The sequence below is a fragment of the Kluyvera sp. 142486 genome (assembly GCF_046569695.1).
Classification (GTDB): domain Bacteria; phylum Pseudomonadota; class Gammaproteobacteria; order Enterobacterales; family Enterobacteriaceae; genus Kluyvera.
Genome location: NZ_JBKHUI010000032.1, coordinates 1 through 23,878, shown reverse-complemented (window position 1 = coordinate 23,878; position 23,878 = coordinate 1). Strand labels below are relative to the sequence as shown.

Here is a 23,878-nt window from a genome sequence, read left to right as displayed (position 1 = left end):
ACGGCCACATCTGGCCCTGAAGTACAAAACGCCCGATGACGTTCATCAGGCGTTTTATCGACAGAAAACTGTCAACCTATATCAGGACTAGTCACGTAATAATTAAACCGTAGCCCGTCAAGGCGAAGCGCCGCCGGGAACAGCCATTGCCTTACCCGAAGAACATCACCGATACGCACAGCAGACCGACAATCAGCGTAATCAGGCTACCGATAGAACGGTAAGGCTTGAGCGACGGGATCAGATAGGTCGACAGCGTCGGCATGATAAACAGAATCATGGCAATCAACGGACCGCTGATGGCGTAGATCATCGAAATCGCATTCGGGTTAATGCAGCAAACAATAAAGGTCACCGCCGACACCAGCAGGATCGAGAGCCCGCGGTTAAAGGAGCGGCTTTTGCGCACGCCGACCTGGTTTAGTGACGATTTTACCAAATCGCTGGCCCCTTCAATCACCCCGAAATAGGTGCCGAGGAACGATTTCGACATCGCCACCACGGCAACCACAATCCCGGAAATCGACAGCCAGCTCGGGGAGTTTGGCATCATCGACAGCGCGGAAAGAATGGTTACGCCTTCCGCTTTCGCCGTATTGATATAGGACGGTGGAATCGACATCAGGCAGCTGAACACGAAGAACAGCACGCTCAGGCAGATGATGAGATACGCCACCTTCATGATTTTTTTGCATTTACCCATGGCCTGCTCGCCATATTTCTCCCGCCGGTCGATGGCGAAGGTGGAGATAATCGGCGTATGGCTAAAAGCGAAAACCATCACGGGAATGGATAACCACACCTGGTGCAAGGTATGCGTGCTGACGTCCATCTGCGTGGTCAGCAGCGACGGCTGCCAGCTTCCGGTCAGGTAGATAGACAGGAACAGGAAGTAGGCAATCAGCGGGAAGACCAGCATGCCCATCACCTTGATGGTCGTCTGGCGGCCCGTCAGGAAGATCAGGTTCAGCAACAGTACGACGCCAAGGCTGACCAACGCTCGCGTGGTGAGATCGACCGGCATATGGTGACCAATTTGCTCGGTGAGCGAGTTGGTAATGGCGACCGCGTAAATCAAGACCACCACAAAGAAGGCAACGAAGTAGAGCGTAGTAATCAGGTTGCCGATTTTCTTGCCGTAATAGTGGCTGACGGCACCGGTGATACCCACGCTTGCCGGGGTGTTAGCGGACAGGATGAACTGACATAAGGCGCGATGCGGCCAGTAGGTCAGGGGCCAGGCGACGAGGGCGGTAATAAACAGCACCACGGCACCTGCGGCGCCAAGCTGGATGGGCAGGAAAAGGGTCCCCGCGCCGACGGCAGTGCCATATAAGGCAAAGCTCCATAGCGTCTCTTCTTTAGACCAAATTTTAGACATTATCTGAATATATCAACCATAAAACCAAAAAAATGGCGGATAATTTACCATAATTAGCTTTTCGTGTGGCTGAACATTTTCAGACCGATTGTTATCGGCCTGAAAAGCAGATTAATTTTGCGCGTAAAGGTTCTGTTGACGACGCTTGATAATGCGCTCGCGCAGGGTGTCGTACACCCAGTTGTAGAGCATGGTGTAGGGCAGGAAGAACAGGAAGAAACCAATCTCCAGCGTCAGCGCCTGCAGCAGCGTCACGCCCAGCACCAGCGACACGATGCTCACCCCGATAACGATAAACCCGCACTCGAAGCCGAGCGCATGCAGCGCACGGACTTTAGCGGTACGGATAACGCGGGTCACCGGCCAGAAGCGGTCGAAGCCGGCGTTGTAGATGATGTTCCAGATCATCGCGGTGGTGGCCAGAATCACCGTTAGCCCGCCCATTTCAAGTACGGAGCGCTGCATCAAATAAGCCGCGGTAGGGGCGAGGATCGCGGTGGCGATCCCCTCGAAGCACACGGCATGGAAGATACGCTCCGGGAGTTTTCTGCGATGTAATGAATCGTTTTGCATTTTGTGACCTTTGATTTATGGAAGGCAATAGTGGGCATTTTATGGATAAATGTGATAAGTAAAAGATAGAAACCATCGATAAAGTAGATACATCATGCGCTATTCTCCCGAAGCCCTGACCGCGTTTGTTGAAACCGTCTCCTGCGGCTCTTTCTCCGCGGCGGCACGTCGCTTACGGAAAAGTCAGTCCACTATCAGCACCGCCATTGCCCACCTTGAGGCGGATCTCGGCGTGACGCTGTTTGACCGTTCCACGCGTCAGCCGCTGCTCACCGCCGAGGGGCAGCGGGTGTTGAGCTACGTGCAGGCCATTCTGAGTGCCAGCGAACGGCTGGATGAGTTGGCGGTGTCGCTTAGCGGTGAGACCGAGGCGCGGCTGACCTTTGTGCTTTCCGATACGCTGCATCCTGATGTGCTCGAAGATCTGCTGGCCCAGTTCGACCGCCGTTTTCCGCATACGGAGTTTGAGTGCCTGGTGGGGGAAGACGACGACGTTGTCGATCTGCTGCAAAAAGGGCGCGCGCAGGTGGGGCTGATTGAAGCGCGGGATAGCTATCCTACCGATATGGGCCACACCCGTTTGCCGATGCAGACGCGTATGGCGATTTACGTGTCGCCGACCCATCCCTTGGCTACCGAGCGAGGCCTGGAGTGGGAGCAATTAAGCACCTGGCGCGAGCTGCGGTTGAATACTTATCTGGAAAATCACACTACGCCTGCGCGTGGGCCAGTGTGGTCTGCGCCAAACTATCTGATGCTGCTGAGCATGGCGGCGCAGGGGCTAGGCTGGTGTGCGCTGCCCTGCGCGCTGGTGGACGAATTTGCGCGCTCGGCGGAGCTGACTATGCTGGATATTGTGGGCTGGCCAATCTCGGTATCGACCGACCTTCTGTGGCATAAAGCCTCACCGCTGGGGGCAGCGGGAAGCTGGCTGCGTCAGTATTTGCAGCAGGTTTCTGCCTGAATGAAATGGGGTGAATTTCCTTTGTGATAAAACTCACTTTTTTTAAACAATCACGAAAATAGTTGATAACAATCATCTACTATACGCGGATAATTTTGCGCTGAGGTCGAGATGAAAGACGTCGTTATCGTAGGTGCTGTCCGCACGCCCATAGGCTGTTTTCAGGGGGCGCTTGCCCGCCATTCCGCCGTGGAGTTGGGGAGCCTGGTGATTAATGCCCTGGTCGAACGTAGCGGAATCTCCGCCGCGACCATCGATGAGGTGATCATTGGTCAAGTATTAACGGCGGGAACCGGACAGAACCCGGCGCGACAGTCTGCGATTAAAGGCGGCCTGCCGAATACCGTTTCGGCGATTACCATCAATGATGTGTGTGGCTCTGGTCTGAAAGCGCTGCATCTGGCCACGCAGGCGATTCAGTGCGGCGAAGCCGACGTGGTGATTGCCGGTGGGCAGGAGAATATGAGCCGCGCCCCACATGTACTGACCGATAGCCGCACCGGTGCGCAGCTTGGCAACAGCCAGCTGATTGATAGCCTGGTGCACGACGGCCTGTGGGATGCTTTCAATGACTACCATATGGGCGTGACGGCGGAGAACCTGGCGCGCGAGTATGGTATCAGCCGCGAGCAGCAGGATGCCTGGGCGCTTAGCTCACAGCACAAAGCGCGTCGGGCCATCGACTCTGGACGTTTTCGCGATGAGATTGTCCCGGTCGTCAATCTACAGCCTGGCGGTTCACATATTGTCGATACCGATGAACAGCCGCAAACCGATGCCAGTGCCGAAGCGCTGGCGCGTCTGGTTCCCTCTTTTGATCATGCTGGTTCCGTGACCGCGGGCAACGCCTCGTCCATTAATGACGGCGCGGCGGCGGTGCTGATGATGAGTGAAAGCAAAGCGCTGGAACTGGGGTTACCGATCCTTGCCAGGATCCGTGCTTTCGCCAGCGTTGGCGTCGACCCTGCGTTAATGGGCATCGCGCCGGTCTATGCGACTCGCCGCTGCCTTGAACGAGCTGGCTGGCAGTTGAGCGATGTCGATCTGATTGAAGCCAACGAAGCGTTTGCCGCACAGGCCATTTCGGTGGGCAGAATGCTGGAATGGAACGAGCAGAAGGTCAACGTCAACGGCGGGGCGATTGCGTTAGGGCATCCTATCGGTGCTTCAGGCTGCCGTATCCTGGTGTCGCTGGTTCACGAAATGGTGAAACGCGATGCCCGTAAAGGACTGGCCACGCTGTGCATCGGCGGCGGTCAGGGCGTGGCGCTTGCTGTTGAACGTGATATTCAGTAATAACGCTTTAGTTTTCCCTTAATTCCCCCCTTCCAGAAAGACCTCAATTGAGGTCTTTTTTTGTTTATATGCCTGAGTTTATGAGAATAGCAATGGACTTCTGTCTAGTTCATTCCCTTATGCATTTGTGTTTATTTGTATCAGTTGTAAATGGCGCGCATGAGATAACGCTTAGGCAAATTATTAGTAAAACATAAATTATTACTATTGCTAAGAATAACTGTAGTTATTTGTTTTTGGATAACTAGTTGTTATTTATGATTATTTTACTTATTTAAAATACGATTATATAAATATTTGTGATCTGGGTTTTATTTTTAAGGGGTATTTTTGATTTTTTGTTGAGCTTTATCACGTCCTTCTTGTGCCGGATTTTATGAAACAAATAATTACGATCTTGATCACTAAAATACACAACCGGAAAAAATAAAATCCAATTTCATAAAAAAGAAACATAATTTTAATTGAGGGATGGCAAATGTTTAAGAAAACTCTGGCCCTGGCCGTATTATCTGGTATGTCTTTCGCTGCATCTGCGGTAACCGTTGACCTGCGTCATGAATATATTGACAGCGGCTCCAACGCAGACCGTGTTGCGGTGTCCCATCGTTTTGATAACGGTCTTGGTTTTGGCGTGGAAGCAAAATGGAAAACGGGTGGCGATACTGATAAACAGGATCGTCCGTTTAACGAAATGGTGGGTAATGGTCATGAAGAGTCCATCAACTGGCGCTGGAAGGCGACAGATAACTTTGCCCTGAACCCAGGCTTTAACATTGAGAGTAAGGACAGCTTCTCAATCTACAAACCTTATCTGCATGCGCAGTACAGCTTTGATAGCGGTTTCTACGTCGCAGCCCGTTACCGTTATGAATACACCCGCGTACCGGCAACCTCTAGCAACGGCGGCGTTGACGATAAAGTGAACAAAGTGGATACCTGGGTTGGTTGGGCGATGGGCGACTGGCGTGCAGAGCTGAACTACGTGTATGCACGCAGTACGGTAGCCGACGATCAGCATAAGAGCCTGTATCGTAATAACAATAAACCGTACAGCACCGAATATAACGCGAAGCTGGCGTACAAATGGGATAAGAACTGGTCCCCGTACTTTGAAGTGGGTAACGTGGGCGTGAAATCTACCGATGAACGTCAGACCCGTTTACGTGTGGGCGTCGCTTACTCCTTCTAAATAAATTCGGACCCTCATCCGTTTTCCCCCCGGAGCATTTAGCCGGGGGTTTTCGTTTTTGGAGCGGTACGACTGTTTCCCCTCACCCTAACCCTCTCCCTTAAAAAGGGAGAGGGAACCGTTGGGTGCGGCTATTAATATTTGAGTCACCTGACTAACTACCGCACGGAATGTTCCCTCGCCCCTTCGGGGAGAGGGTTAGGGTGAGGGTTACCGCACGCCCCCAAAAAACGGACAAAAAAAAGCCCTCCAGAGGAGGGCAAGGCCAGTTACAGAAACACAAAACTTAGATTTATTAGGCTTTTACTAGCACACGTTCAGCAGGCAGTTTGGCAATGTACAGTGCCGGCTTACCGTCTTTGTCAGAGCTGAACAGCACCGCGCTGTCGTCCGGGGTAAAGGACGGATGCGGGTGAGTTACCTGACGGCTGTTTTGTACCGTTGCCCATGACGTATCGTGACGAGCAATGCGGAAGTAGGCCTGTTTTGCCACGTCGAACGCGTACAGATACGGGTCGTTATCAATGGTGTAGCCGCTGGTGTCTTTCACATCAACCGGCGTACCGGAGCCGTCGCCAACCAGCATCGTGCCGTCAAAGTTGCTCATCAGGTGAGAGCAGGCCGGCATCTGCATCAGCGCTTCGTTCACATTGGTGTCCGGATTGAAGCGGTAGATGGTGCGACCCTGTTGTCCTTTCAGGTAGGAGACGTACACCAGCGCGGATCCGTTTGGCACCCAGAATTCGTGCGTGCAGCTTTCGCCTTCCGCGTGTTCTTTGACTTTACGAACGTTGCTGCCGTCTTCATTAACCAGCCACATACGCGCGTCGACCAGGTCGTGCGGGCCTTCGTGGCAGAAGGCTACGGTGCTGTCGTCAAACGGACGATAGATTGGGTGGCCGAGCCAGATTTTTTCTTCGTGGATCGTCTCGCTTTCGCCGGTTTTCAGGTCAACGCGCAGCAGGCGGCAGTGCGGGCCTTTATGGAAGAAATCGTGGAACAGCTGCCAGTCGTTCAGCGGCGTCCAGTCGCTCTTCGCGATTTCGATGCCAACCAGCTTGGTGCAGTCGCTGTTTGATACCCAGGTGCCGTAGCCAACCCACTCATCCGGCACGCGGTACACTTCACGCTCGACCAGGGTTTTCAGGTTAACTTCCAGCAGCGTACGGTCGTTCTTCACATAGTAGAGTGATTTATCGTCCGGAGAGAGGAAGCCGCCAAAGGTATTATCACCCGCGCCTTCGGTCAGCTGTACGGCTTCGGCGTTGGCGACATCCAGTAAATAGTAGTTCCAGTGGCCATCGAACTCGCCGGCAAATAACAGGTGGCTGCCATCATTAAAGAAACACTTCTGATAGAAGTAGTTACGATGACACGTTACTTCCGGTGGCGTTAAGCGGGTGACCTCCGCGCCGGTATCTGGGTCGCGGCTGACCTCATAGTTCAATTTAACCCGCATGCCTTTAGCCATGATGCTCTCCTTTCACTCACTCTAGCGGTCGCAGGGTGCTATCTCCCATGCTGGCCGATTCTGATGTTATTTTAAAAATTGGGTATTAATTTATCAAAACAGCGTTTCATTGTTTGTGATGTCAAACCCACTTTATACGAAAAATCATCATTTCTGCTACTTTTTTGTGTAGCCAATCTGCAGCTTGTCAAGCTCGCCTTTGTTTTCGCGACATCCTTTCTACTAAAGTGGTAATTTTTCAAAGAAACCTGTAACTGAATGAATAATAGTATTTTTTGTTTTTTTGCAACGCGGCAAAAGTGCATATTCGTGATCGCTTTTGCATTTTTGATATTATTACGCAGAAAAAATGAAACGATGTTTTATTTGTAATTGAAAACCCATTTCATCAGGGATAAGATACAAGCATTAAACAAAGCGGAACGCAGTTTCGTTTCTAAAATAGAAGATAAAACCACATTTTCCTGGAGGTTCAGGTGGAAGTCAGACAGAGCATTCATAGCGCTCACGCTAAAACGCTGGATACGCAGGGCCTTCGAGACGAGTTTTTAGTTGAACAGGTTTTCACTGCTGATGAATACACCATGGTGTATAGCCATATCGACCGCATTATCGTTGGCGGCATTATGCCAGTGGCGAAAACGGTCTCCGTCGGCGGCGAAGTCGGCAAGCAGCTTGGTGTCAGCTATTTCCTCGAGCGTCGTGAGCTGGGCGTCATCAACATTGGCGGTGCGGGCACGATTACCGTAGACGGTAAATGCTACGAAATTGGTCATCGCGATGCCCTGTACGTCGGTAAGGGCGCGAAAGAAGTGGTGTTCGCCAGCATTGATGCGGCGAAACCAGCGAAGTTTTACTATAACTGCGCACCGGCCCACACCACTTACCCGACCAAAAAGGTCACGCCCGCAGACGTTGCGCCGGTTACGCTTGGGGATGACCTCACCAGCAACCGCCGTACCATCAATAAATACTTTGTTCCTGATGTGCTGGAAACCTGCCAGCTTAGCATGGGCCTGACCGAACTGGCGCCAGGTAACCTGTGGAACACCATGCCGTGCCATACCCACGAGCGCCGCATGGAAGTGTACTTCTATTTCAACATGGATGAAGACAGCTGCGTGTTCCATATGATGGGGCAGCCGCAGGAAACGCGTCATATTGTTATGCACAATGAACAGGCGGTGATTTCACCGAGCTGGTCAATTCATTCCGGCGTCGGTACGAAGGCTTACACCTTCATCTGGGGAATGGTGGGTGAGAACCAGGTCTTTGATGACATGGATCATGTAGCAGTTAGGGATCTGCGCTAGTCGCGGACAGCAAGCATTAGATTAATGATGCCTGTCCGGTACAGGCGCAAAACGACAAGGAATATAAAATGATTTTGGATTCATTCTCTCTGCAGGGCAAAGTTGCCGTGGTTACTGGTTGCGATACCGGTCTGGGTCAAGGTATGGCGTTGGGTCTGGCGGAAGCGGGCTGCGACATCGTTGGTATCAACATCGTTGAGCCAACCGAAACCATCGAACGCGTTACCGCACTGGGCCGTCGCTTCCTGAGCCTGACCGCCGACCTGCGTAAAATCGATGGCATTCCAGAACTACTGGAGCGTGCGGTGGCTGAATTCGGCCATATCGATATCCTGGTGAACAACGCGGGTCTGATTCGTCGTGAAGACGCGATCGACTTCAGCGAAAAAGACTGGGATGACGTTATGAACCTGAACATCAAGAGCGTGTTCTTCATGTCTCAGGCCGCGGCTAAGCACTTCATCGCGCAGGGTAACGGCGGCAAAATCATCAACATCGCCTCCATGCTTTCCTTCCAGGGCGGCATCCGCGTTCCGTCTTACACCGCGTCTAAAAGCGGCGTGATGGGCGTAACCCGCCTGATGGCGAACGAGTGGGCGAAACACGGTATCAACGTGAACGCAATTGCACCGGGCTACATGGCCACCAATAACACCCAGCAGCTGCGCGCTGACGAAGAGCGTAGCGCGGCGATCCTCGACCGTATTCCGGCGGGTCGTTGGGGTCTGCCAAGCGATCTGATGGGGCCAATCGTCTTCCTGGCTTCTCCTGCGTCTGACTACATCAACGGCTACACCGTAGCAGTTGATGGCGGCTGGCTGGCTCGCTAAGTTAGCGTCTGGATGTGAAAAAACCTGCTTCGGCAGGTTTTTTTATGTCTGTGCGATCCCGGCGTCGCTACGCTCGGCCGGGCTACGCCAATGCCATCTGTAGACTCAAATGTAGGCCGGATAAGCGCAGCGCCATCCGGCGATCGGCGCCGGGTTGCCGGATGGCGCTGCGCTTATCAGGCCTACAAATCCCGCATCGTAGCCCGGCCGAGCAAAGCGACACTGAGGGCTTTAATTATCCATATCGACGCATTCATATTGTCCATGGCGCTTCACCTATCCAAAAATAGTGACGTATGTGTTGTAGGGTTTTTTGACGATATGTAACGGGTTTCACTTCCATGCGAAAGTCGAATGTCCATCACAAAACCGACCTATGCAGCAATATCATCCATATTAATAACGTTTATGGCCTGACGGTCTGGTGCGCCTATCTCGTATTTTCATTCCATGTCTTACTTTGTCTGGCAGGAAAAAAATGACTTCAATCAGCAACGATTCAACGTTAATGCCGAACGCCCAGCGCGATACCCGACGCATGAACATGTTTGTTTCCTTTGCCGCTGCGGTGGCGGGGCTGCTCTTTGGCCTTGATATCGGGGTGATTGCCGGGGCGCTGCCCTTTATCACCGATCACTTCGTGCTCTCTAACCGCCTGCAGGAGTGGGTGGTCAGCAGTATGATGCTGGGGGCGGCCATCGGCGCGCTGTTCAACGGTTGGCTGTCGTTCCGCCTGGGCCGTAAATACAGCCTGATGGTCGGCGCCGTGCTGTTCGTCGCCGGTTCGTTGGGCTCCGGTTTTGCCGTTAACGTAGAAATGCTGCTGGTTGCCAGGGTTATTCTCGGCGTTGCCGTGGGGATCGCTTCGTATACCGCGCCGCTGTATCTGTCCGAAATGGCGAGTGAAAACGTGCGTGGCAAAATGATCAGTATGTACCAGCTGATGGTGACGCTGGGTATCGTGATGGCGTTTCTCTCCGACACCGCGTTTAGCTATAGCGGCAACTGGCGTGCGATGCTCGCCGTGCTGGCGCTGCCTGCTCTGGTGCTGATAGTGCTGGTAGTGTTCCTGCCGAATAGCCCGCGCTGGCTGGCGGAAAAAGGCCGTCATATTGAAGCGGAAGAGGTGCTGCGCATGCTGCGCGACACCTCTGAAAAAGCGCGCGACGAGCTGAATGAAATTCGTGAAAGCCTCAAGCTGAAGCAGGGCGGCTGGGCGCTGTTCAAGGTGAACCGCAACGTACGCCGCGCGGTGTTCCTCGGCATGCTGCTGCAGGCGATGCAGCAGTTTACCGGTATGAACATCATCATGTACTACGCGCCGCGCATCTTCAAAATGGCCGGCTTCACCACCACCGAGCAGCAGATGATTGCCACCCTGGTGGTCGGCTTAACCTTTATGTTCGCCACCTTTATTGCGGTGTTTACCGTCGATAAAGCTGGACGCAAACCGGCGCTGAAAATTGGTTTTACGGTAATGGCTATCGGTACGCTGGTGCTGGGCTACTGCCTGATGCAGTTTGATAATGGCACCGCGAGCAGCGGGCTCTCCTGGCTCTCCGTCGGCATGACCATGATGTGTATTGCGGGCTATGCGATGAGCGCGGCGCCGGTAGTGTGGATCCTGTGCTCTGAAATTCAGCCGCTGAAATGCCGCGATTTTGGTATCACCTGTTCTACCACCACCAACTGGGTGTCGAACATGATTATCGGCGCAACCTTCCTGACGCTGCTGGATTCCATCGGCGCGGCGGGGACGTTCTGGCTCTATACCGTGCTGAACGTGGCCTTTATCGGCGTGACCTTCTGGCTGATTCCGGAAACCAAAGGGGTTACGCTGGAGCACATTGAACGTAAGCTGATGAAAGGCGAGAAATTACGGGATATCGGCGTCTGATGGAGAGCCCGGTGGCGCTACGCTTACCGGGCCTATAAAGTCGCGCCAAATGTAGGCCGGGTAAGGCGTAGCCGCCACCCGGCTTTTACACCTTCGCTAAATACAGCGCTGGCATTCCCTCAGCGTCCGAGGTATACAGCACCCACTCACCGTCCGGCGAAAACGACGGATGCGGATGGGTAACCTGACGGTCGCCATCCAGCACCTTCCAGCTGCTGTTATGCTGACAAATCGCTTTTTTCTCACCGGTTTTTAAATCAAACACCCAGATAAACGGATCGTTCAGGCTGATGTCGCCGGTGTTATGCGGCGCGCCGTCACCAACCACCAGGGAACCGTCGTGGTTACTCATCAGGTGGGAGCAGGGCGGGATCGCCATCAACTGGCGGTTTTCCAGCGTTGCCGGGTCAGCGCTGTAGAGATAACGGTGCGGGCTGTTCTCCTCATGCGCGACGTAGTAAAGCGCGGAGCCGTCCGGCACCCAGAATTCGTGGGTAAAACTTTCCCCTTTTTGATGCTGACGCACGCAGCGAACGTTGCTGCCGTCTTCATTGACCAGCCACATGCGCGCGTCGATGGCATCACGCGGCCCTTCGTGGCAAAACGCCACGGTCTTATCGTCAAACGGGCGGTAGATAGGATGCCCGAGCCAGCGTTTTTCCTGCAGGATGGTCCGCTGCTCCCCGGTTTTCAGATCGATGTTAATCAGGCGGCATTCCGGGTTGGTAAAGTAGTAGGCGCGGAACTTCGACCAGTCGGTTAACGGCTGCCAGTCGCTTTTTTTAATTTCGATGCCGACGAGCTTCGTGCAGTCTGAGTTCGCGACCCACGTGCCGTAGGCAACCCACTCATCGTCCACTTCGTAGACCACGTACTCTTCCAGCGTCGAGAGATCCAGGCGTCTTAGCTGGCGCGTGTCTTTCACGTACCATAAGGATTGATCGTCGTCGGACAGGAATCCGCCGAAGGTGTTATCCCCCGCGCCGTCGGTAAGCTGGGTCGCCTGCTGAGCGGCAATATCCAGTAAATAGTAGTTCCAGTGCCCCTCGAATGCGCCGCCAAAAATCAGCTTGCCGCCGTCGCGGGTAAAGCATTTTTGGTAGAAGTAGTTTCGGTGGCAAATAATGTGCGGTGGCGTCATCCGGATCACCTCGTGACCGGTTTCGCTGTCTTTCTGCGTACGGAAATTCAGCGGGATGATTTTGCCTTTCATGTGCTTTCTCCTTGAATAAAAAAATACCCCGCAACCGGAAGTTGCAGGGTATTGATAGCTAAATCGCGATTAGCGCATAGCGCGTTTCAGAATACGCTCGCCCTGGCGCTGGAAGTCCGCTGCTGCTTCTTCTACGGATTTCTGGCCGTAGTCGATGTACTGCAGCGTGGTACCGAACTGGGCAACAATCTGCGGATCGTCAAAGTAAGGAGAGACGCTCAGCTTCGCTGGCAGAGACTGCGCCAGACGCAGGCCCGCAACGGAAGGATCGCTCTCTTTCAGGATGCCGTCTTCGGTCAGGTATTTCACCGCGACTTTGCTCAGCGGCACGCCACGTTCCAGACCTAAGGTATCGACACCTTCTTTGCTGTTCAGCAGGAAGTTGATGACTTTCGCAGCGGCTTCCGGGTTCTTGGTGGATTTGCCGATGGAGAGCATCTGTGCTGGTTTGAAGAACAGACCCGCGTCGGTAGCGCCCGGCAGCATTGGATAGCTACCCAGCTCCAGCTTCGCTGGTGGCTTCAGGTTATCGGAGTACTTGTTAATGGTGGAGTTCCACATGTAAGTACCGCCCCATTCGCCCTGGATCCACGGCTTCATTTCATACATGTTGCTCTTACCAAAGGACGCGTAGTACTTGGTATCAGGCATCACGTGGCTGTCGACCAGCTTTTTGTACATCTGGAAGAACTCAACCCACTGCTCTTTGGAGTAGGAGAACTTCTTGGTGTCCGTGTTGATAGCCGGAATGTTGTACTTCTGCGTCATATAGGAGTTCAGCAGCGCCAGGGTATCCTGGTGCTCCAGCACTACTGGGAAGTACTGTTTGCCCAGCTTGCTTTCGAAGGTTTTACCCGCCGCCAGCAGATCGTCCCAGGTTTTCGGGTAGGCTACGCCTGCCTGTTTCCAGGTCTCATCGTTGAAGTAGAACACGCGAGCGGTAACGGAGATTGGGATCCCGTTCAGCTTGCCGTTGACGGTGGTGGACTGCAGCTCTTTGGCATCGAACTGGCTTAAGTCGATCACGTCCTTCATTTTGTTCAGATCGTAGAAGCCGTCGCCGTTTTTCGAGAAGATCGGCAGCCAGTTCCAGTTAGTCTGCATCACGTCCGGTTCAGTGCCGCCAGCAATCTGAGTGGTCAGACGGGATAAGTGACCGTCCCAACCGGTGTACTCGGCCTTCACGTTAATGTCCGGGTTCTGCTTGTGGAACTCTTCCAGCGCCTTCAGAGTCACCTGGTGACGGCCGTTGCCGCCCCACCAGGACATACGAAGGTCAACATCCTTTGCCATCGAAGGAAGGGCGGTCAGACCCAGAGTGGCGGAGATTGCTGCGCTTAAAAGCACTTTTTTCATTTTAATACTCCAGATTATAGGGAGAGGTTCTGTTCAGTTTTAGCATCAAAGATATGGCATTTATTCATATCAAACTTGAAGTACACCTTACGATGAAGCCCCTTATCAATCATTGGTTTAGCTTCATCTGAAGGGATTCGTGCCGTCAGCTCGTAGTTCGCCACTTTCAGGTAAACGAAGAACTCATGGCCCATGTTTTCCACGCGAACCATTTCACCGCTGCAGCCGCCTTCAGCAAACGGCTCGTCGGACATCGAGACGAATTCAGGACGGATACCGTAGAACACTTCTTCATTGTCATGACCGGCCAGTTTCTGGTTCAGCCCTTCGCTGAGCGCCATGAACTCATCGCCAATCGCCAGGTTCAGGGTGCCTTCTTTATTCACCAGCTTGCAGGCGCGGATGTTCATTTCCGGTGCGCCGATAAAGCCGGCGACGAACATGTTTTTCGGCTTGTGGTACAGGTTGTCCGGAGTGTCTACCTGCATGATGTGACCGAGTTTCATCACGCAGATACGGTCGCCCATGGTCATCGCTTCGGTCTGATCGTGGGTCACGTAGACGGTGGTCGCTGGCTTGCCGGATTTTTTGAGCTGCTTGTGCAGGTCGGAAATACGGATACGCATCGACGCACGCAGCTTGGCATCCAGGTTAGATAGCGGTTCATCGAACAGGAACACGTCTGGCTTTTTCACAATCGCACGGCCTACGGCCACACGCTGCGCCTGGCCGCCGGAGAGCTGGCGCGGCAGACGGTCCAGCAGCTCTTCCAATTCAAGGATTTTTGCCGCTTCGTTAACCTGTGCGTCAATCTGCGCTTTCGGCAGCTTGCTCAGCTTCAGGCCGAACGCCAGGTTTTCACGCACGGTCATGTGTGGATAAAGCGCATAGTTCTGGAACACCATCGCAATCCCACGCTCTTTTGGCGCGAGGTTGTTAACAATTTTCTCGCCGATGCGAACTTCGCCGCCGCTGATGGTTTCAAGTCCTGCCAGCATACGCAGGGTGGTGGACTTGGCGCAGCCGGACGGACCGACGATAACCATGAACTCGCCTTCTGCGATCTTAAGGTCGATACCATGTACCGCTTTGAAGCCGTTGGAGTACACTTTTTCCAGTTTGTTGAAAATAACTTCAGCCATGATATATCCCTCTTAACCTTTAATTCCGCTGCTGGTAACGCCCTGTACGAAGTAGCGCTGCGCCAGGAAGAACACAATGATAGATGGCAGAATGGAGATGCTCGCCATTGCCAGAATTTCGTTCCACGGCGCGCCTTCGGTCACGTCGATGGACATTTTAAGTGCCAGTGCAATCGGATACTTATCAACGCTATAGACGTAGATCAGCGGGCCGATAAAGTCGTTCATGGACCACATGAACTGGAACAGGGCGACGGAGATAATCGCCGGCTTCAGAATCGGTACCACCACGTACCACAGCACCTGGATGGAGTTACAGCCGTCAATCTGCGCCGCTTCTTCCATGTCACGCGGTACGCCGCGCAGGAACTGAATCAGCATGAAGACGAAGAACCCTTGCGTTGCGAAGGCCAGCGGCAGGTACAGCGGCATGTAGCTGTTCAGCATGCCCATTTCGCGGAACATCAGGTACTGAGGAATCAGCAGTACGGTGCTCGGCAGCAGCATGGTGGTGATGAGCGTCGCGAACCAGAATTTCTTCCATGGGATCTCGAAGCGGGCAAAGCCGTACGCCACGATGGTGGAAGAGATAATGGTAAGAATGACCTTAGGAATCACATACTTGAAGGTGTTCAGCATGTAATGACCGAAGGTGTACTCGGTACCGGTTTTCCAGCCGTTAATAAAGCCGTCCCAGGTAGCGTGTGCTGGCCACAGGCTCAGGGTGGTGAAGATCTCGTGGTTCGGTTTGAACGACGCCGAGAACATCCACGCCAGCGGGTAGAGCATTAACAGACCGACGATCAGCAGGATGGTGTAGCGAATCCAGGCGTTGATCTTCTCGCGACGAAGGGTGCGGGCAACCTCACGCTCGGCGATGGTTCTTGCGTCTGAGATTTGTTGGATATCAGCCATTTTTGCCTCCCTTATCGGCGGAGTAGAACACCCAGTATTTTGAAGACTTAAAGGCGATGCCTGCGAAGACAGCAACCACCAGGAACAGAACCCATGCCAGCGCTGCGCCGTAACCCATGTCGAAGTACTTGAACGCCGTGTCGTAGATGTACAGCGAGAACAGATACGTCGAGTAGGTTGGGCCGCCGCCGGTAATCACGTACGGGCCGGTAAACTCCTGGAATGCCTGGGTGGTCTGCATGATAAAGTTGAAGAAGATAACCGGCGTAATCAGCGGCACGGTCACTTTCATGAACATCTGCCATTTGGATGCGCCATCGATCATCGCGGCTTCATACTGGGACTGCGGTACGTTTTGCAGTGCGGCCAGGAAGATAACCATCGCGGAACCGAACTGCCATACGCGCAGCAGGGTAACGGACATCAGCGCCAGTGAAGGTTCGCCCAGCCAGTTAACCGGATCGAAGCCCAGCACGCCGATAAAGCTGTTCAGCAGGCCGTCGATGGCGAAGAGTGCGCGCCACAGTACGGCGATAGCCACGGAGCTACCGAGGATAGACGGAATATAGTAAGCCGTACGGAAGAAGCCGATACCGCGTAATTTAAAGTTAAGAACAAACGCAATCCCTAAAGCAAAAGCGAGCTTTAACGGAATAGTTAAAAATACGTAGGCGAACGTAACGCCCATGGATTTCCAGAAGAGGGCATCTTCTGTAAACATGTAGCGATAGTTCTCAATGCCGTTAAATACCGGCGGACTCATCAAGTCATACTCAGTAAAACTGAGGAAGAAAGATGAAACGAACGGGAAGGCCGTGAAGATTATCAACCCAATGATATAGGGTGAAATCCAGGCCAATCCCAACATTCTGTTTTCATTCATACATACCTACCTGGCGAACAAGTGTGTCAAACGGATTGGGTGTCTGTTACATCCCCTGCGCCTACTGGCGCCTGGGGTGTTTAAAGTGTTAGCTTGTTATCGGTCATTCAGCCTTTCCCTGTAAGTAAATGTAATTCAAAATCTTTTTGCGCTATCCATTGTTTGGTTCGTTGGCGTTTTAAAATCTTGCTCTTTGTGAGGGCTTTTTTATAAAACGCCGTTTTAAATTTATTTTATTGCGATTTGTTTCTGCGTCATTCGATTAATCGTGAAAGTGTGATCGAAGTCGAAACGATGTTTCATTAAAGTGATGGCGATGGCGTTTTTGCAGGTAGTACGGCGCTTCCCGGGAGATCTGGTATGGAAGTTGACGGCCTAAAAAAACGATATAATTGATCGTTCAAATGATTAATCCACTAATTTTTAGCGGTGCAAGAAATAGCGTGCCGCAGCAATAACGATAAGGTTGAGTAACGTAATGAATACCGTTCGTTGGTATGCTGATAATGATTAGACGTGATAGGTTTCGTTGGAAATAACGAATATTTAGCGCGTAAAAAAGCAGGGCCAGGAAGAATGGAGTAATAAAAAAAACAGCCGGGGATCGTAAAACGATACCCGGCTGTTTTTATACGATATCAGGCTTTAAGGAAATCCTGACGCATCGGCGTAAAGGTATCCAGCAGCGTACCCGCTTTCAGGCACACGCAGCCGTGCATGATGTTCGGCTGCTTATACAGCGTGTCGCCTGCGGCAACGACGTGCTTTTCGTCACCGATGGTGAATTCGAATTCGCCGGACAGCACGTAGGTCAGCTGCTCGTGCGGGTGGTTGTGCATCGGGCCGACGGCGCCCTGCTCGAAGTTCACCTCAACGGCCATCATTTTGCCATCGTGCGCGAGAATGCGGCGGGTTACGCCATTGCCCAGATCTTCAAGGGTGGTTTCTTTATGAAAAATAAACATCAGGCGGTCCTGTTGGTATGTTGAAACGTTGTTTCATTAAATTTATCCCAGAAACGATCAAAAAGAAATCTATCGCCGCAGATGTGGAAAGTTGATCACAACTTTGGTTCACTAGCGGAACGACACCAAACAAGGTAAACGGCATGAAAACGATTGGTCTTCTGGGTGGCATGAGCTGGGAATCCACCATTCCCTACTATCGCCTGATTAATGAAGGAGTGAAGCAACGGCTGGGCGGCCTGCATTCGGCGCAGATCCTGCTGCACAGCGTCGATTTCCACGAGATTGAGCTTTGTCAGTCTCAGGGCGACTGGCAGAAAGCGGGAGACATTCTGGCCCAGGCGGCGGTAGGTCTTCAGCAGGCGGGAGCCGAAGGTATCGTGCTGTGTACTAACACCATGCATAAAGTTGCCGGGGCTATCGAAACCGCCTGTGACGTGCCGTTCCTGCATATTGCCGATGCGACCGGCCGCGCCATCAGCCAGCAGAAGATGACCAACGTGGCGCTGCTCGGCACGCGCTATACCATGGAACAGGATTTCTATCGCGGGCGCTTACAGCAGGAATTTGGCATTAACACGCTGATCCCGGATCAGGATGAACGTCAGAAGATTAACCAGATTATTTTCGATGAGCTGTGCCTGGGCGAATTCAGCGAGGCGTCACGCGACTATTATCTCGGCGTGATTGAAACTCTGGCGCGTCAGGGCGCGGAAGGGGTGATTTTTGGCTGTACGGAGATTGGCCTGCTGGTGCCGACAGCACTGAGCCCGCTGCCGGTGTTTGATACCGCGGCGATTCATGCGGCGGACGCGGTTGAATTTATACTCTCTTAACGGTTGCTCAGCACCGCCTCCAGCGGCGTCGTTATCTGCGGCAGGCTCTGCTGTAGGTGGGCGGTAAAGGCTTCGACCAGCGCGGAGCGGGGGCGGTGTATCGGGCGAACCAGGCTGACGGTAAACGGTACATCAATACTAAAGCGTCGAATAGCCACGCCGCTGTTGGCGTAGTCGAGCGCGGTCAGCGGATTGACCACCGAAATGCCGACGCCCGCTCTGACCATCGCGCAAATGGAAGCCGCGCTGTGCGTCTCCACCACCATCCTTCTTTTCACCTGCTGCTCATTGAACAGCGTATCCAGCAACTGGCGATAGCTGTCAGTGCGCGACAGGCTGATATAGTTCTCGCCCTGAAAATCGGCGGGCGTCAGCACCGTTTTCGCCGCCAGTGGATGATCCTGCGGCAGCACGCACACTTCATTTAGCGTCAGCAGCGGCATCCGTTCGGTGCCTGCTGGCGTATGCAGCGTCTCGGTAATGCCCAAATCATGACGCTGCGCCGACAGCCACTCTTCCAGCAGCGGTGACTCCTGCGGCACGATCTGAATATTCACCTGTGGGTAGCGGGTGAGAAACGGCTGCAGCAGCGGCGGCAAAAAGGATTGGGAAAAGACCGGCAGGCAGACAATCGACAGCTCGCCCTGGCGGAACTCGCGCAGGCTTTCCGCGGCGCTGACGATCCTGTCCAGCCCGTACCAGGAGCGCTGCACCTCTTCAAACAGCCGCAGCCCCTGAACGGTGGGATGCAGGCGGCCTCGGCTGCGCTCAAACAGCTTGAGCCCCAGCACCTGCTCAAAGCGCGCCAGCTCGCGGCTGACCGTGGGCTGCGAGGTGTGCAGCAGACGGGCGGCTTCCGTCAGATTACCCGCCGTCATGATGGCGTGAAATATTTCGATATGGCGCAGGTTAACGGCTGGCATCGGCAATCCTCGGGTTATCAATCCATATCATTTTTGCATAGACTCGCGATAAAACGATATTTTTTATTCGCTTCAGGCTGTGGCGTAATCACTAAAAAGATGATTACCGGAGTTCACCCATGCCACGCCCGCTCAACAATACTGAAACCGACCTCACCGCTGACAACCTGCTGCGCCTGCCTGCTGAATTTGGCTGCCCGGTGTGGGTCTACGATGCGCAGATTATCCGCGCGCAGATTGCCAAACTGCATCAGTTTGACGTGGTGCGTTTTGCCCAAAAGGCGTGCTCGAATATCCATATTCTGCGCCTGATGCGCGAGCAGGGCGTAAAGGTGGACTCTGTTTCTTTAGGTGAAATTGAGCGCGCGCTGGTTGCCGGTTACGAAGCGGGTAAGGACGATATCGTTTTTACCGCCGATACCATTGATGAGGCCACGCTGGCCCGTGTGCGCGAGCTGCACATTCCGGTCAACGCCGGTTCTGTCGATATGCTGGAGCAGCTTGGCCAGGTTTCCCCTGGGCACCGCGTGTGGCTGCGCGTCAACCCAGGCTTTGGTCACGGCCACAGCCAGAAAACCAATACCGGCGGCGAAAACAGCAAGCACGGGATCTGGTATAGCGATCTTCCGGCGGCGCTTGAGGTGATCCAGCGTCATCAGCTGAAGTTGGTGGGCATTCACATGCACATTGGTTCCGGCGTGGACTACGGCCATCTTGAGCAGGTGTGCGGCGCGATGGTACGTCAGGTGATTGAATTTGGTCAGGATCTGGAGGCGATCTCCGCGGGCGGCGGTTTATCTATCCCGTATCGCGAAGGGGAAGAGGCGATCGACACCGATCACTACTTCGGCCTGTGGAACGCCGCGCGCGAGCAGATTGCGAAACACCTGGGTCACCCGGTGAAGCTGGAGCTGGAACCGGGCCGTTTCCTGGTGGCGGAATCCGGCGTACTGGTAGCGCAGGTACGCAGCGTGAAAGAGATGGGTAGCCGTCACTTTGTGCTGATCGACGCCGGCTTTAACGATCTGATGCGCCCGGCGATGTACGGCAGCTATCACCATATTTCCGCGCTGGCGGGCGATGGTCGCGCACTGGACGCCGTGCCGCAAATTGAGACCGTGGTGGCCGGGCCGCTGTGTGAATCGGGCGATGTCTTTACCCAGCAGGAGGGCGGTAAAGTCGAAACGCGCCTGCTGCCTGCGGTGGTGCCGGGAGATTACCTGGTGCTGCACGATACCGGCGCGTACGGCGCGTCGATGTCATCAAACTACAACAGCCGCCCGCTGCTGCCGGAAGTGCTGTTTGATAACGGCGTGGCGCGGTTGATTCGTCGTCGTCAGACGATTGAAGAGCTGCTGGCGTTAGAGCTTATCTGAGGGAATGCCCGATGGCGCTGCGCTTATCGGGCCTACGGGGATGTAGGCCCGATAAGGCGCTTGCGCCGCCATCCGGCACGTTATTTGTAATAAGGCCCCGTCGTCACCGAATCGCGTAGTACCAGTGTGCCGGTAAACGGCGGGATCGTCTCGATCTCTTCCCCGCTTGCCAGCTTAATCGCCTGATCGATGGCGGTAACGATCATATTATCGATCGGCAGATAGACGGTAGAGAGCCCAGGCTCCAGCCATTTGGCGCTAGGCGCATCATCGAAACCGAACAGTGAAATATCCTGCGGGATCTTAAGCCCTGCCTGGTGCAGCGCTTTTGACGCACCGAGCGCCATATCGTCGTTACAGGCGAACAGCGCGCTGAACTTCACCTTCTCCTCCAGCAGCGCATTGCACATGTCATAGCCGCAGTTCATGGTGGAATCGCCGTGCTTCACCTTTGCCGGGTCCCACTTGATACCGTTTTGCTCCAGCGCCCGGCGATAGCCCTGCAAACGCGCTTTACCGGTTGGCGTATGGATAGGAACGGTGATACAGGCGATATCGCGGTGGCCCTGAGTAATCAGGTATTCGACGGCCTGAAACGCGGCATCCTGCTGTTCGAAGAAGACGCAGCGTTCACGCGCCTGGCTAACGTCGCGGTTGATGACGACCAGCGGCATCGGCGTGCTGTTGACCAGCGACATGATCGCCTTTTCGCTCATATGACGGGTGTACAGCACGATGGCATCGCACTGACGGTCGGCAAGCATCTGCACCGCTTGTTCTTCCCGCTCAGGGGTATCGTGACCGTCGGTGACGATAAGCTGCTTGCCCCAGGCTTCCGTCTGGCGGGAAGCCTGCTGAAGCAGTCGACCAAAGTAGAAGCCGTCGAAGGTGGAAACTACGAGGCCAATGCTGTTGCTGGTGCGGTTAGCCAGCGAGCGCGCCAGAAAGTTAGGGCGATAGCCTAACTCTTCCATTGCTTTGAACACCTGCTGACGGGTGCTCTCTTTCACCTGGCCCGTACCATTCAGCACGCGAGAAACCGTCGCTTTCGAGACCCCAGCACGTATTGATACATCCAGCATTGTTGACATTATTATTTCCTGAGACTTCATTTTGTTCCGCAGTTTATCACAGACATTCAGCGGCATAAGCTCTATGAAAGCGGCAAATAACCACCGAGATCACGCTTTTTAGCGCTGCCGGGTAGAATATCCACCTTGCATAAGCGAATAATCCATAATCGACGATGCCTGATGGCCGACAACGAGACAGTGATATGAATATTCTACCGCTCTACGCTGCGCCGCAGCATGCCCCGCAGGTTACTGACTGGCTCTGGCAGGCATTTGGTGATGGGCTGTCGCGCGACTTTTTTGCCAGCATTATTGCGCATAGCCAGACGCCCGCCGCGCTGCCGATAACGTTTATCGCAACCGAAGGGGAAACGCTGCTCGGCACGGTCGGGCTGTGGCGTTGCGACCTGATAAGCCGCCAGGATCTCTGGCCGTGGATGGCGGCGCTGTATGTAGATGAATCGGCGCGTGGTTGCGGGCTGGCAGGGAAACTTCAGCAGTATGTCATCGACTATGCCCGTCAGCAGGGCTTTGACCAGCTTTTCCTCTATTCCGCCTGCCGGGATTTTTACGAACGCTTTGGCTGGCGGTACATCGGTGATGCGCTGGACTACCCAGACACCACCGTGCATTTATATCGCTACGACCTTACCTCTTCACCTGGTGCAATGACCGAATGACGGCGCACCAGCGTCGGGCTGAACAGGTGGGTAATATCCGGCAGCGGGCGGTTATCCGCCAGCGCCAGTGCGAGCTCCGCCGCCTGGGTTGCCATGGTGACAATCGGGTAGCGGATGGTGGTCAGACGCGGACGCACGTAGCGGGAAACCAGCACATCATCGAAGCCAATCAGCGAAATTTCCTGCGGCACATCGATACCGTTATCGTTGAGCACGCCCATTGCCCCTGCGGCCATCGAATCGTTGTAACAGGCCACCGCGGTAAACTGCTTGCCGCGGCCTAACAGCTCGGTCATCGCCTGCTCACCGCCGCTCTCGTCCGGCTCGGCGAAAGTGACTAGCCGTTCATTGCACGGCAGGCCGCTCTCTTTGAGCGCATCGTAGTAGCCCTGCAGACGATCTTCCGCATCCGAAATGGTATGGTTCGAACAAATATAGCCGATGCGGGTATGGCCCTGCTGAATCAGATGGCGGGTGGCGAGCCACGCGCCGTAGCGGTCGTCCAGCGCCACGCAGCGCTTCTCAAAGCCGGGCAGAATGCGGTTTATCAACACCATGCCGGGGATCTGCTTCATGAGCCCCGCCAGCTCAGCGTCGGGAATAAGCTTGGCATGCACAACCAGCGCCGCGCAGCGGTGGCGAATGAGCTGCTCGATCGCCTGACGCTCTTTGGTTTCATTATGGTAGCCATTGCCGATCAGCAAAAAATTTCCGGTGTTGTAGGCCACCTGCTCCACGGCTTTTACCATCGCGCCGAAGAAAGGATCGGAGACATCGCCGACCACCAGGCCGACGGTTTCGGTCGACTGCTGGGCCAGGGCGCGCGCGTTGGCGTTAGGGTGATAGCTGAGAGACTCCATCGCGGAGAAAACGGCCTGACGTGAGGCATCGCTGGCTTTTGGGGAGTTATTGATGACGCGGGATACGGTGGCGACGGAGACGCCTGCAAGCCGGGCCACATCTTTAATTGTCGCCATAATATGCCTTAATCAAAATTCGGGGGGTAAACGCTTACACCATAACAGTGTTACGGAAATCTCCCCGCTATTCAAGGAGGGCGGAACGGCGAATTGCACAATGATGATGCAAACGTGACATTCTGTGGAAAAGTTACACCCGCCCTGCAACGAAACGCGAGAATTCAAACGTTTGCTTACACTTTGCGAAACGCTGTTGCGAATGTCTGCTGGAGGACGTATTAGTCGACTTGCTAATCTGACTATCCCAGAGGTATTGATAGGTGAAGTCGCCCCACAAGGTTGACCACTTGATTACACCAGCCTGCGCAGATGCGCAGGTTTTTTTTTGCCTCGCGCTCGCCTGTTACAGTTCCCGAATATCGCAATACCTCGTTTCATTTCCGCTTACTCTCTTGCGCTTTTCCGCTGGTTGCAGAGTGGGGAGAGCGCGACAATAGCGGTCCCAGAGGTATTGATTGGTGAATGTTTCATGGTACGCCTTGCGTACTTCATCACTTACACCGACCTGCGCAGATGCGCAGGTTTTTTTTGTGCACAGAAAACCCCCAGCTAGGCTGGGGGTTCCGGAAAGCTTTCAGCTTTAAGCCAGTTATTAAAACCCCTTTTGATTTGTTAAAAC

The 23,878-nt window shown here is 54.0% G+C and carries 21 protein-coding genes; 9 read left to right on the top strand and 12 right to left on the bottom strand.

Features of this window, described 5'->3' with window-relative positions; translation table 11 throughout:
• Positions 1 to 151: 151 nt before the first annotated feature.
• Positions 152 to 1,381, bottom strand: a complete 1,230-nt coding sequence (locus ACLGE8_RS22350; RefSeq protein WP_411001295.1) for an amino acid permease — start codon at positions 1,379 to 1,381, stop codon at positions 152 to 154.
• A 111-nt stretch (positions 1,382 to 1,492) separates the two neighbouring features.
• Positions 1,493 to 1,954, bottom strand: coding sequence for a multidrug/biocide efflux PACE transporter (locus ACLGE8_RS22345; RefSeq protein WP_411001293.1), 462 nt, complete (start codon positions 1,952 to 1,954; stop codon positions 1,493 to 1,495).
• A 94-nt stretch (positions 1,955 to 2,048) separates the two neighbouring features.
• Here ACLGE8_RS22345 and ACLGE8_RS22340 point away from each other — a divergent pair, with 94 nt between their 5' ends.
• The 3 genes from ACLGE8_RS22340 (at position 2,049) to ACLGE8_RS22330 (ending at position 5,406) form a co-directional block, all read left to right on the top strand.
• Positions 2,049 to 2,918, top strand: coding sequence for a LysR family transcriptional regulator (locus tag ACLGE8_RS22340; protein WP_411001291.1), 870 nt, complete (start codon positions 2,049 to 2,051; stop codon positions 2,916 to 2,918).
• A 111-nt stretch (positions 2,919 to 3,029) separates the two neighbouring features.
• Positions 3,030 to 4,214 carry an acetyl-CoA C-acetyltransferase gene (locus ACLGE8_RS22335; protein WP_411001289.1) on the top strand — a complete coding sequence of 395 codons (1,185 nt, stop codon included), beginning with the start codon at positions 3,030 to 3,032 and terminating at the stop codon, positions 4,212 to 4,214.
• 478 nt (positions 4,215 to 4,692) lie between these two features.
• Positions 4,693 to 5,406: an oligogalacturonate-specific porin KdgM family protein gene (locus ACLGE8_RS22330; RefSeq protein WP_411001287.1), complete on the top strand. Its 714-nt coding sequence runs from the start codon at positions 4,693 to 4,695 to the stop codon at positions 5,404 to 5,406.
• A 295-nt stretch (positions 5,407 to 5,701) separates the two neighbouring features.
• Here the strand turns inward: ACLGE8_RS22330 and ACLGE8_RS22325 are convergent, their stop codons facing one another.
• On the bottom strand, positions 5,702 to 6,877 hold the full coding sequence (locus tag ACLGE8_RS22325; RefSeq protein WP_411001286.1) for an oligogalacturonate lyase family protein: 1,176 nt from the start codon (positions 6,875 to 6,877) through the stop codon (positions 5,702 to 5,704).
• A gap of 476 nt (positions 6,878 to 7,353) precedes the next feature.
• Between ACLGE8_RS22325 and kduI the strand changes: the two genes are divergently transcribed.
• From kduI to ACLGE8_RS22310, 3 genes are all read left to right on the top strand, one after another.
• Positions 7,354 to 8,190 carry a 5-dehydro-4-deoxy-D-glucuronate isomerase gene (gene kduI, locus ACLGE8_RS22320; protein WP_185670017.1) on the top strand — a complete coding sequence of 279 codons (837 nt, stop codon included), beginning with the start codon at positions 7,354 to 7,356 and terminating at the stop codon, positions 8,188 to 8,190.
• A 68-nt stretch (positions 8,191 to 8,258) separates the two neighbouring features.
• Positions 8,259 to 9,020 (top strand): 2-dehydro-3-deoxy-D-gluconate 5-dehydrogenase KduD, encoded by a 762-nt coding sequence (gene kduD, locus ACLGE8_RS22315; RefSeq protein WP_185670018.1) that lies wholly within the window; start codon positions 8,259 to 8,261, stop codon positions 9,018 to 9,020.
• A gap of 478 nt (positions 9,021 to 9,498) precedes the next feature.
• The gene (locus tag ACLGE8_RS22310; protein ID WP_185670020.1) at positions 9,499 to 10,917 is read left to right on the top strand and encodes a sugar porter family MFS transporter; all 1,419 of its coding nucleotides are present in this window, start codon (positions 9,499 to 9,501) and stop codon (positions 10,915 to 10,917) included.
• A gap of 85 nt (positions 10,918 to 11,002) precedes the next feature.
• Here the strand turns inward: ACLGE8_RS22310 and ACLGE8_RS22305 are convergent, their stop codons facing one another.
• From ACLGE8_RS22305 to ACLGE8_RS22280, 6 genes are all read right to left on the bottom strand, one after another.
• Positions 11,003 to 12,130 carry an oligogalacturonate lyase family protein gene (locus tag ACLGE8_RS22305; protein WP_411001283.1) on the bottom strand — a complete coding sequence of 376 codons (1,128 nt, stop codon included), beginning with the start codon at positions 12,128 to 12,130 and terminating at the stop codon, positions 11,003 to 11,005.
• 69 nt (positions 12,131 to 12,199) lie between these two features.
• Positions 12,200 to 13,486: an ABC transporter substrate-binding protein gene (locus tag ACLGE8_RS22300; protein ID WP_185670022.1), complete on the bottom strand. Its 1,287-nt coding sequence runs from the start codon at positions 13,484 to 13,486 to the stop codon at positions 12,200 to 12,202.
• 14 nt (positions 13,487 to 13,500) lie between these two features.
• Positions 13,501 to 14,628, bottom strand: coding sequence for an ABC transporter ATP-binding protein (locus ACLGE8_RS22295; protein ID WP_411001281.1), 1,128 nt, complete (start codon positions 14,626 to 14,628; stop codon positions 13,501 to 13,503).
• A 12-nt stretch (positions 14,629 to 14,640) separates the two neighbouring features.
• Positions 14,641 to 15,543, bottom strand: a complete 903-nt coding sequence (locus ACLGE8_RS22290; protein ID WP_035893992.1) for a carbohydrate ABC transporter permease — start codon at positions 15,541 to 15,543, stop codon at positions 14,641 to 14,643.
• A complete protein-coding gene (locus ACLGE8_RS22285; protein WP_185670025.1) occupies positions 15,536 to 16,426 on the bottom strand; it encodes a carbohydrate ABC transporter permease in 891 nt (296 codons plus the stop codon). The genes ACLGE8_RS22290 and ACLGE8_RS22285 overlap by 8 nt, the downstream gene beginning before the upstream one ends.
• Positions 16,427 to 17,064: 638 nt before the next feature.
• Positions 17,065 to 17,391 (bottom strand): cupin domain-containing protein, encoded by a 327-nt coding sequence (locus tag ACLGE8_RS22280; RefSeq protein WP_411001278.1) that lies wholly within the window; start codon positions 17,389 to 17,391, stop codon positions 17,065 to 17,067.
• 143 nt (positions 17,392 to 17,534) lie between these two features.
• Here ACLGE8_RS22280 and ACLGE8_RS22275 point away from each other — a divergent pair, with 143 nt between their 5' ends.
• A complete protein-coding gene (locus ACLGE8_RS22275) occupies positions 17,535 to 18,227 on the top strand; it encodes an aspartate/glutamate racemase (protein ID WP_411001276.1) in 693 nt (230 codons plus the stop codon).
• Here ACLGE8_RS22275 and ACLGE8_RS22270 read toward each other — a convergent pair.
• Positions 18,224 to 19,150: a LysR family transcriptional regulator gene (locus ACLGE8_RS22270; protein ID WP_411001274.1), complete on the bottom strand. Its 927-nt coding sequence runs from the start codon at positions 19,148 to 19,150 to the stop codon at positions 18,224 to 18,226. The two genes, ACLGE8_RS22275 and ACLGE8_RS22270, sit on opposite strands and share 4 nt — an antisense overlap.
• Before the next feature lie 119 nt (positions 19,151 to 19,269).
• Here ACLGE8_RS22270 and lysA point away from each other — a divergent pair, with 119 nt between their 5' ends.
• A complete protein-coding gene (gene lysA, locus ACLGE8_RS22265) occupies positions 19,270 to 20,526 on the top strand; it encodes a diaminopimelate decarboxylase (protein WP_411001272.1) in 1,257 nt (418 codons plus the stop codon).
• A gap of 80 nt (positions 20,527 to 20,606) precedes the next feature.
• Here the strand turns inward: lysA and ACLGE8_RS22260 are convergent, their stop codons facing one another.
• Complete coding sequence (locus ACLGE8_RS22260) at positions 20,607 to 21,608, bottom strand: LacI family DNA-binding transcriptional regulator (RefSeq protein ID WP_185668074.1); 1,002 nt, start codon at positions 21,606 to 21,608, stop codon at positions 20,607 to 20,609.
• Positions 21,609 to 21,802: 194 nt separating this feature from the next.
• Here ACLGE8_RS22260 and ACLGE8_RS22255 point away from each other — a divergent pair, with 194 nt between their 5' ends.
• Entirely contained in the window at positions 21,803 to 22,279 is a 477-nt protein-coding gene (locus ACLGE8_RS22255; RefSeq protein ID WP_411001270.1) for a GNAT family N-acetyltransferase, read from the top strand.
• On the opposite strand, the gene galR is transcribed toward ACLGE8_RS22255, so the two are convergent.
• On the bottom strand, positions 22,240 to 23,256 hold the full coding sequence (gene galR, locus ACLGE8_RS22250) for an HTH-type transcriptional regulator GalR (RefSeq protein WP_185667943.1): 1,017 nt from the start codon (positions 23,254 to 23,256) through the stop codon (positions 22,240 to 22,242). The two genes, ACLGE8_RS22255 and galR, sit on opposite strands and share 40 nt — an antisense overlap.
• Positions 23,257 to 23,878 lie beyond the last annotated feature (622 nt).

What these genes read in the sequence shown, in the direction of transcription:
- ACLGE8_RS22350 (WP_411001295.1), bottom strand. Translation starts at nt 1,381, where the DNA reads ATGTCTAAAATTTGGTCTAAAGAAGAGACGCTATGGAGCTTTGCCTTA.
- ACLGE8_RS22345 (WP_411001293.1), bottom strand. Translation starts at nt 1,954, where the DNA reads ATGCAAAACGATTCATTACATCGCAGAAAACTCCCGGAGCGTATCTTC.
- ACLGE8_RS22340 (WP_411001291.1), top strand. Translation starts at nt 2,049, where the DNA reads ATGCGCTATTCTCCCGAAGCCCTGACCGCGTTTGTTGAAACCGTCTCC.
- ACLGE8_RS22335 (WP_411001289.1), top strand. Translation starts at nt 3,030, where the DNA reads ATGAAAGACGTCGTTATCGTAGGTGCTGTCCGCACGCCCATAGGCTGT.
- ACLGE8_RS22330 (WP_411001287.1), top strand. Translation starts at nt 4,693, where the DNA reads ATGTTTAAGAAAACTCTGGCCCTGGCCGTATTATCTGGTATGTCTTTC.
- ACLGE8_RS22325 (WP_411001286.1), bottom strand. Translation starts at nt 6,877, where the DNA reads ATGGCTAAAGGCATGCGGGTTAAATTGAACTATGAGGTCAGCCGCGAC.
- kduD (WP_185670018.1), top strand. Translation starts at nt 8,259, where the DNA reads ATGATTTTGGATTCATTCTCTCTGCAGGGCAAAGTTGCCGTGGTTACT.
- ACLGE8_RS22310 (WP_185670020.1), top strand. Translation starts at nt 9,499, where the DNA reads ATGACTTCAATCAGCAACGATTCAACGTTAATGCCGAACGCCCAGCGC.
- ACLGE8_RS22305 (WP_411001283.1), bottom strand. Translation starts at nt 12,130, where the DNA reads ATGAAAGGCAAAATCATCCCGCTGAATTTCCGTACGCAGAAAGACAGC.
- ACLGE8_RS22300 (WP_185670022.1), bottom strand. Translation starts at nt 13,486, where the DNA reads ATGAAAAAAGTGCTTTTAAGCGCAGCAATCTCCGCCACTCTGGGTCTG.
- ACLGE8_RS22295 (WP_411001281.1), bottom strand. Translation starts at nt 14,628, where the DNA reads ATGGCTGAAGTTATTTTCAACAAACTGGAAAAAGTGTACTCCAACGGC.
- ACLGE8_RS22290 (WP_035893992.1), bottom strand. Translation starts at nt 15,543, where the DNA reads ATGGCTGATATCCAACAAATCTCAGACGCAAGAACCATCGCCGAGCGT.
- ACLGE8_RS22285 (WP_185670025.1), bottom strand. Translation starts at nt 16,426, where the DNA reads ATGAATGAAAACAGAATGTTGGGATTGGCCTGGATTTCACCCTATATC.
- ACLGE8_RS22280 (WP_411001278.1), bottom strand. Translation starts at nt 17,391, where the DNA reads ATGTTTATTTTTCATAAAGAAACCACCCTTGAAGATCTGGGCAATGGC.
- ACLGE8_RS22275 (WP_411001276.1), top strand. Translation starts at nt 17,535, where the DNA reads ATGAAAACGATTGGTCTTCTGGGTGGCATGAGCTGGGAATCCACCATT.
- ACLGE8_RS22270 (WP_411001274.1), bottom strand. Translation starts at nt 19,150, where the DNA reads ATGCCAGCCGTTAACCTGCGCCATATCGAAATATTTCACGCCATCATG.
- lysA (WP_411001272.1), top strand. Translation starts at nt 19,270, where the DNA reads ATGCCACGCCCGCTCAACAATACTGAAACCGACCTCACCGCTGACAAC.
- ACLGE8_RS22260 (WP_185668074.1), bottom strand. Translation starts at nt 21,608, where the DNA reads ATGCTGGATGTATCAATACGTGCTGGGGTCTCGAAAGCGACGGTTTCT.
- ACLGE8_RS22255 (WP_411001270.1), top strand. Translation starts at nt 21,803, where the DNA reads ATGAATATTCTACCGCTCTACGCTGCGCCGCAGCATGCCCCGCAGGTT.
- galR (WP_185667943.1), bottom strand. Translation starts at nt 23,256, where the DNA reads ATGGCGACAATTAAAGATGTGGCCCGGCTTGCAGGCGTCTCCGTCGCC.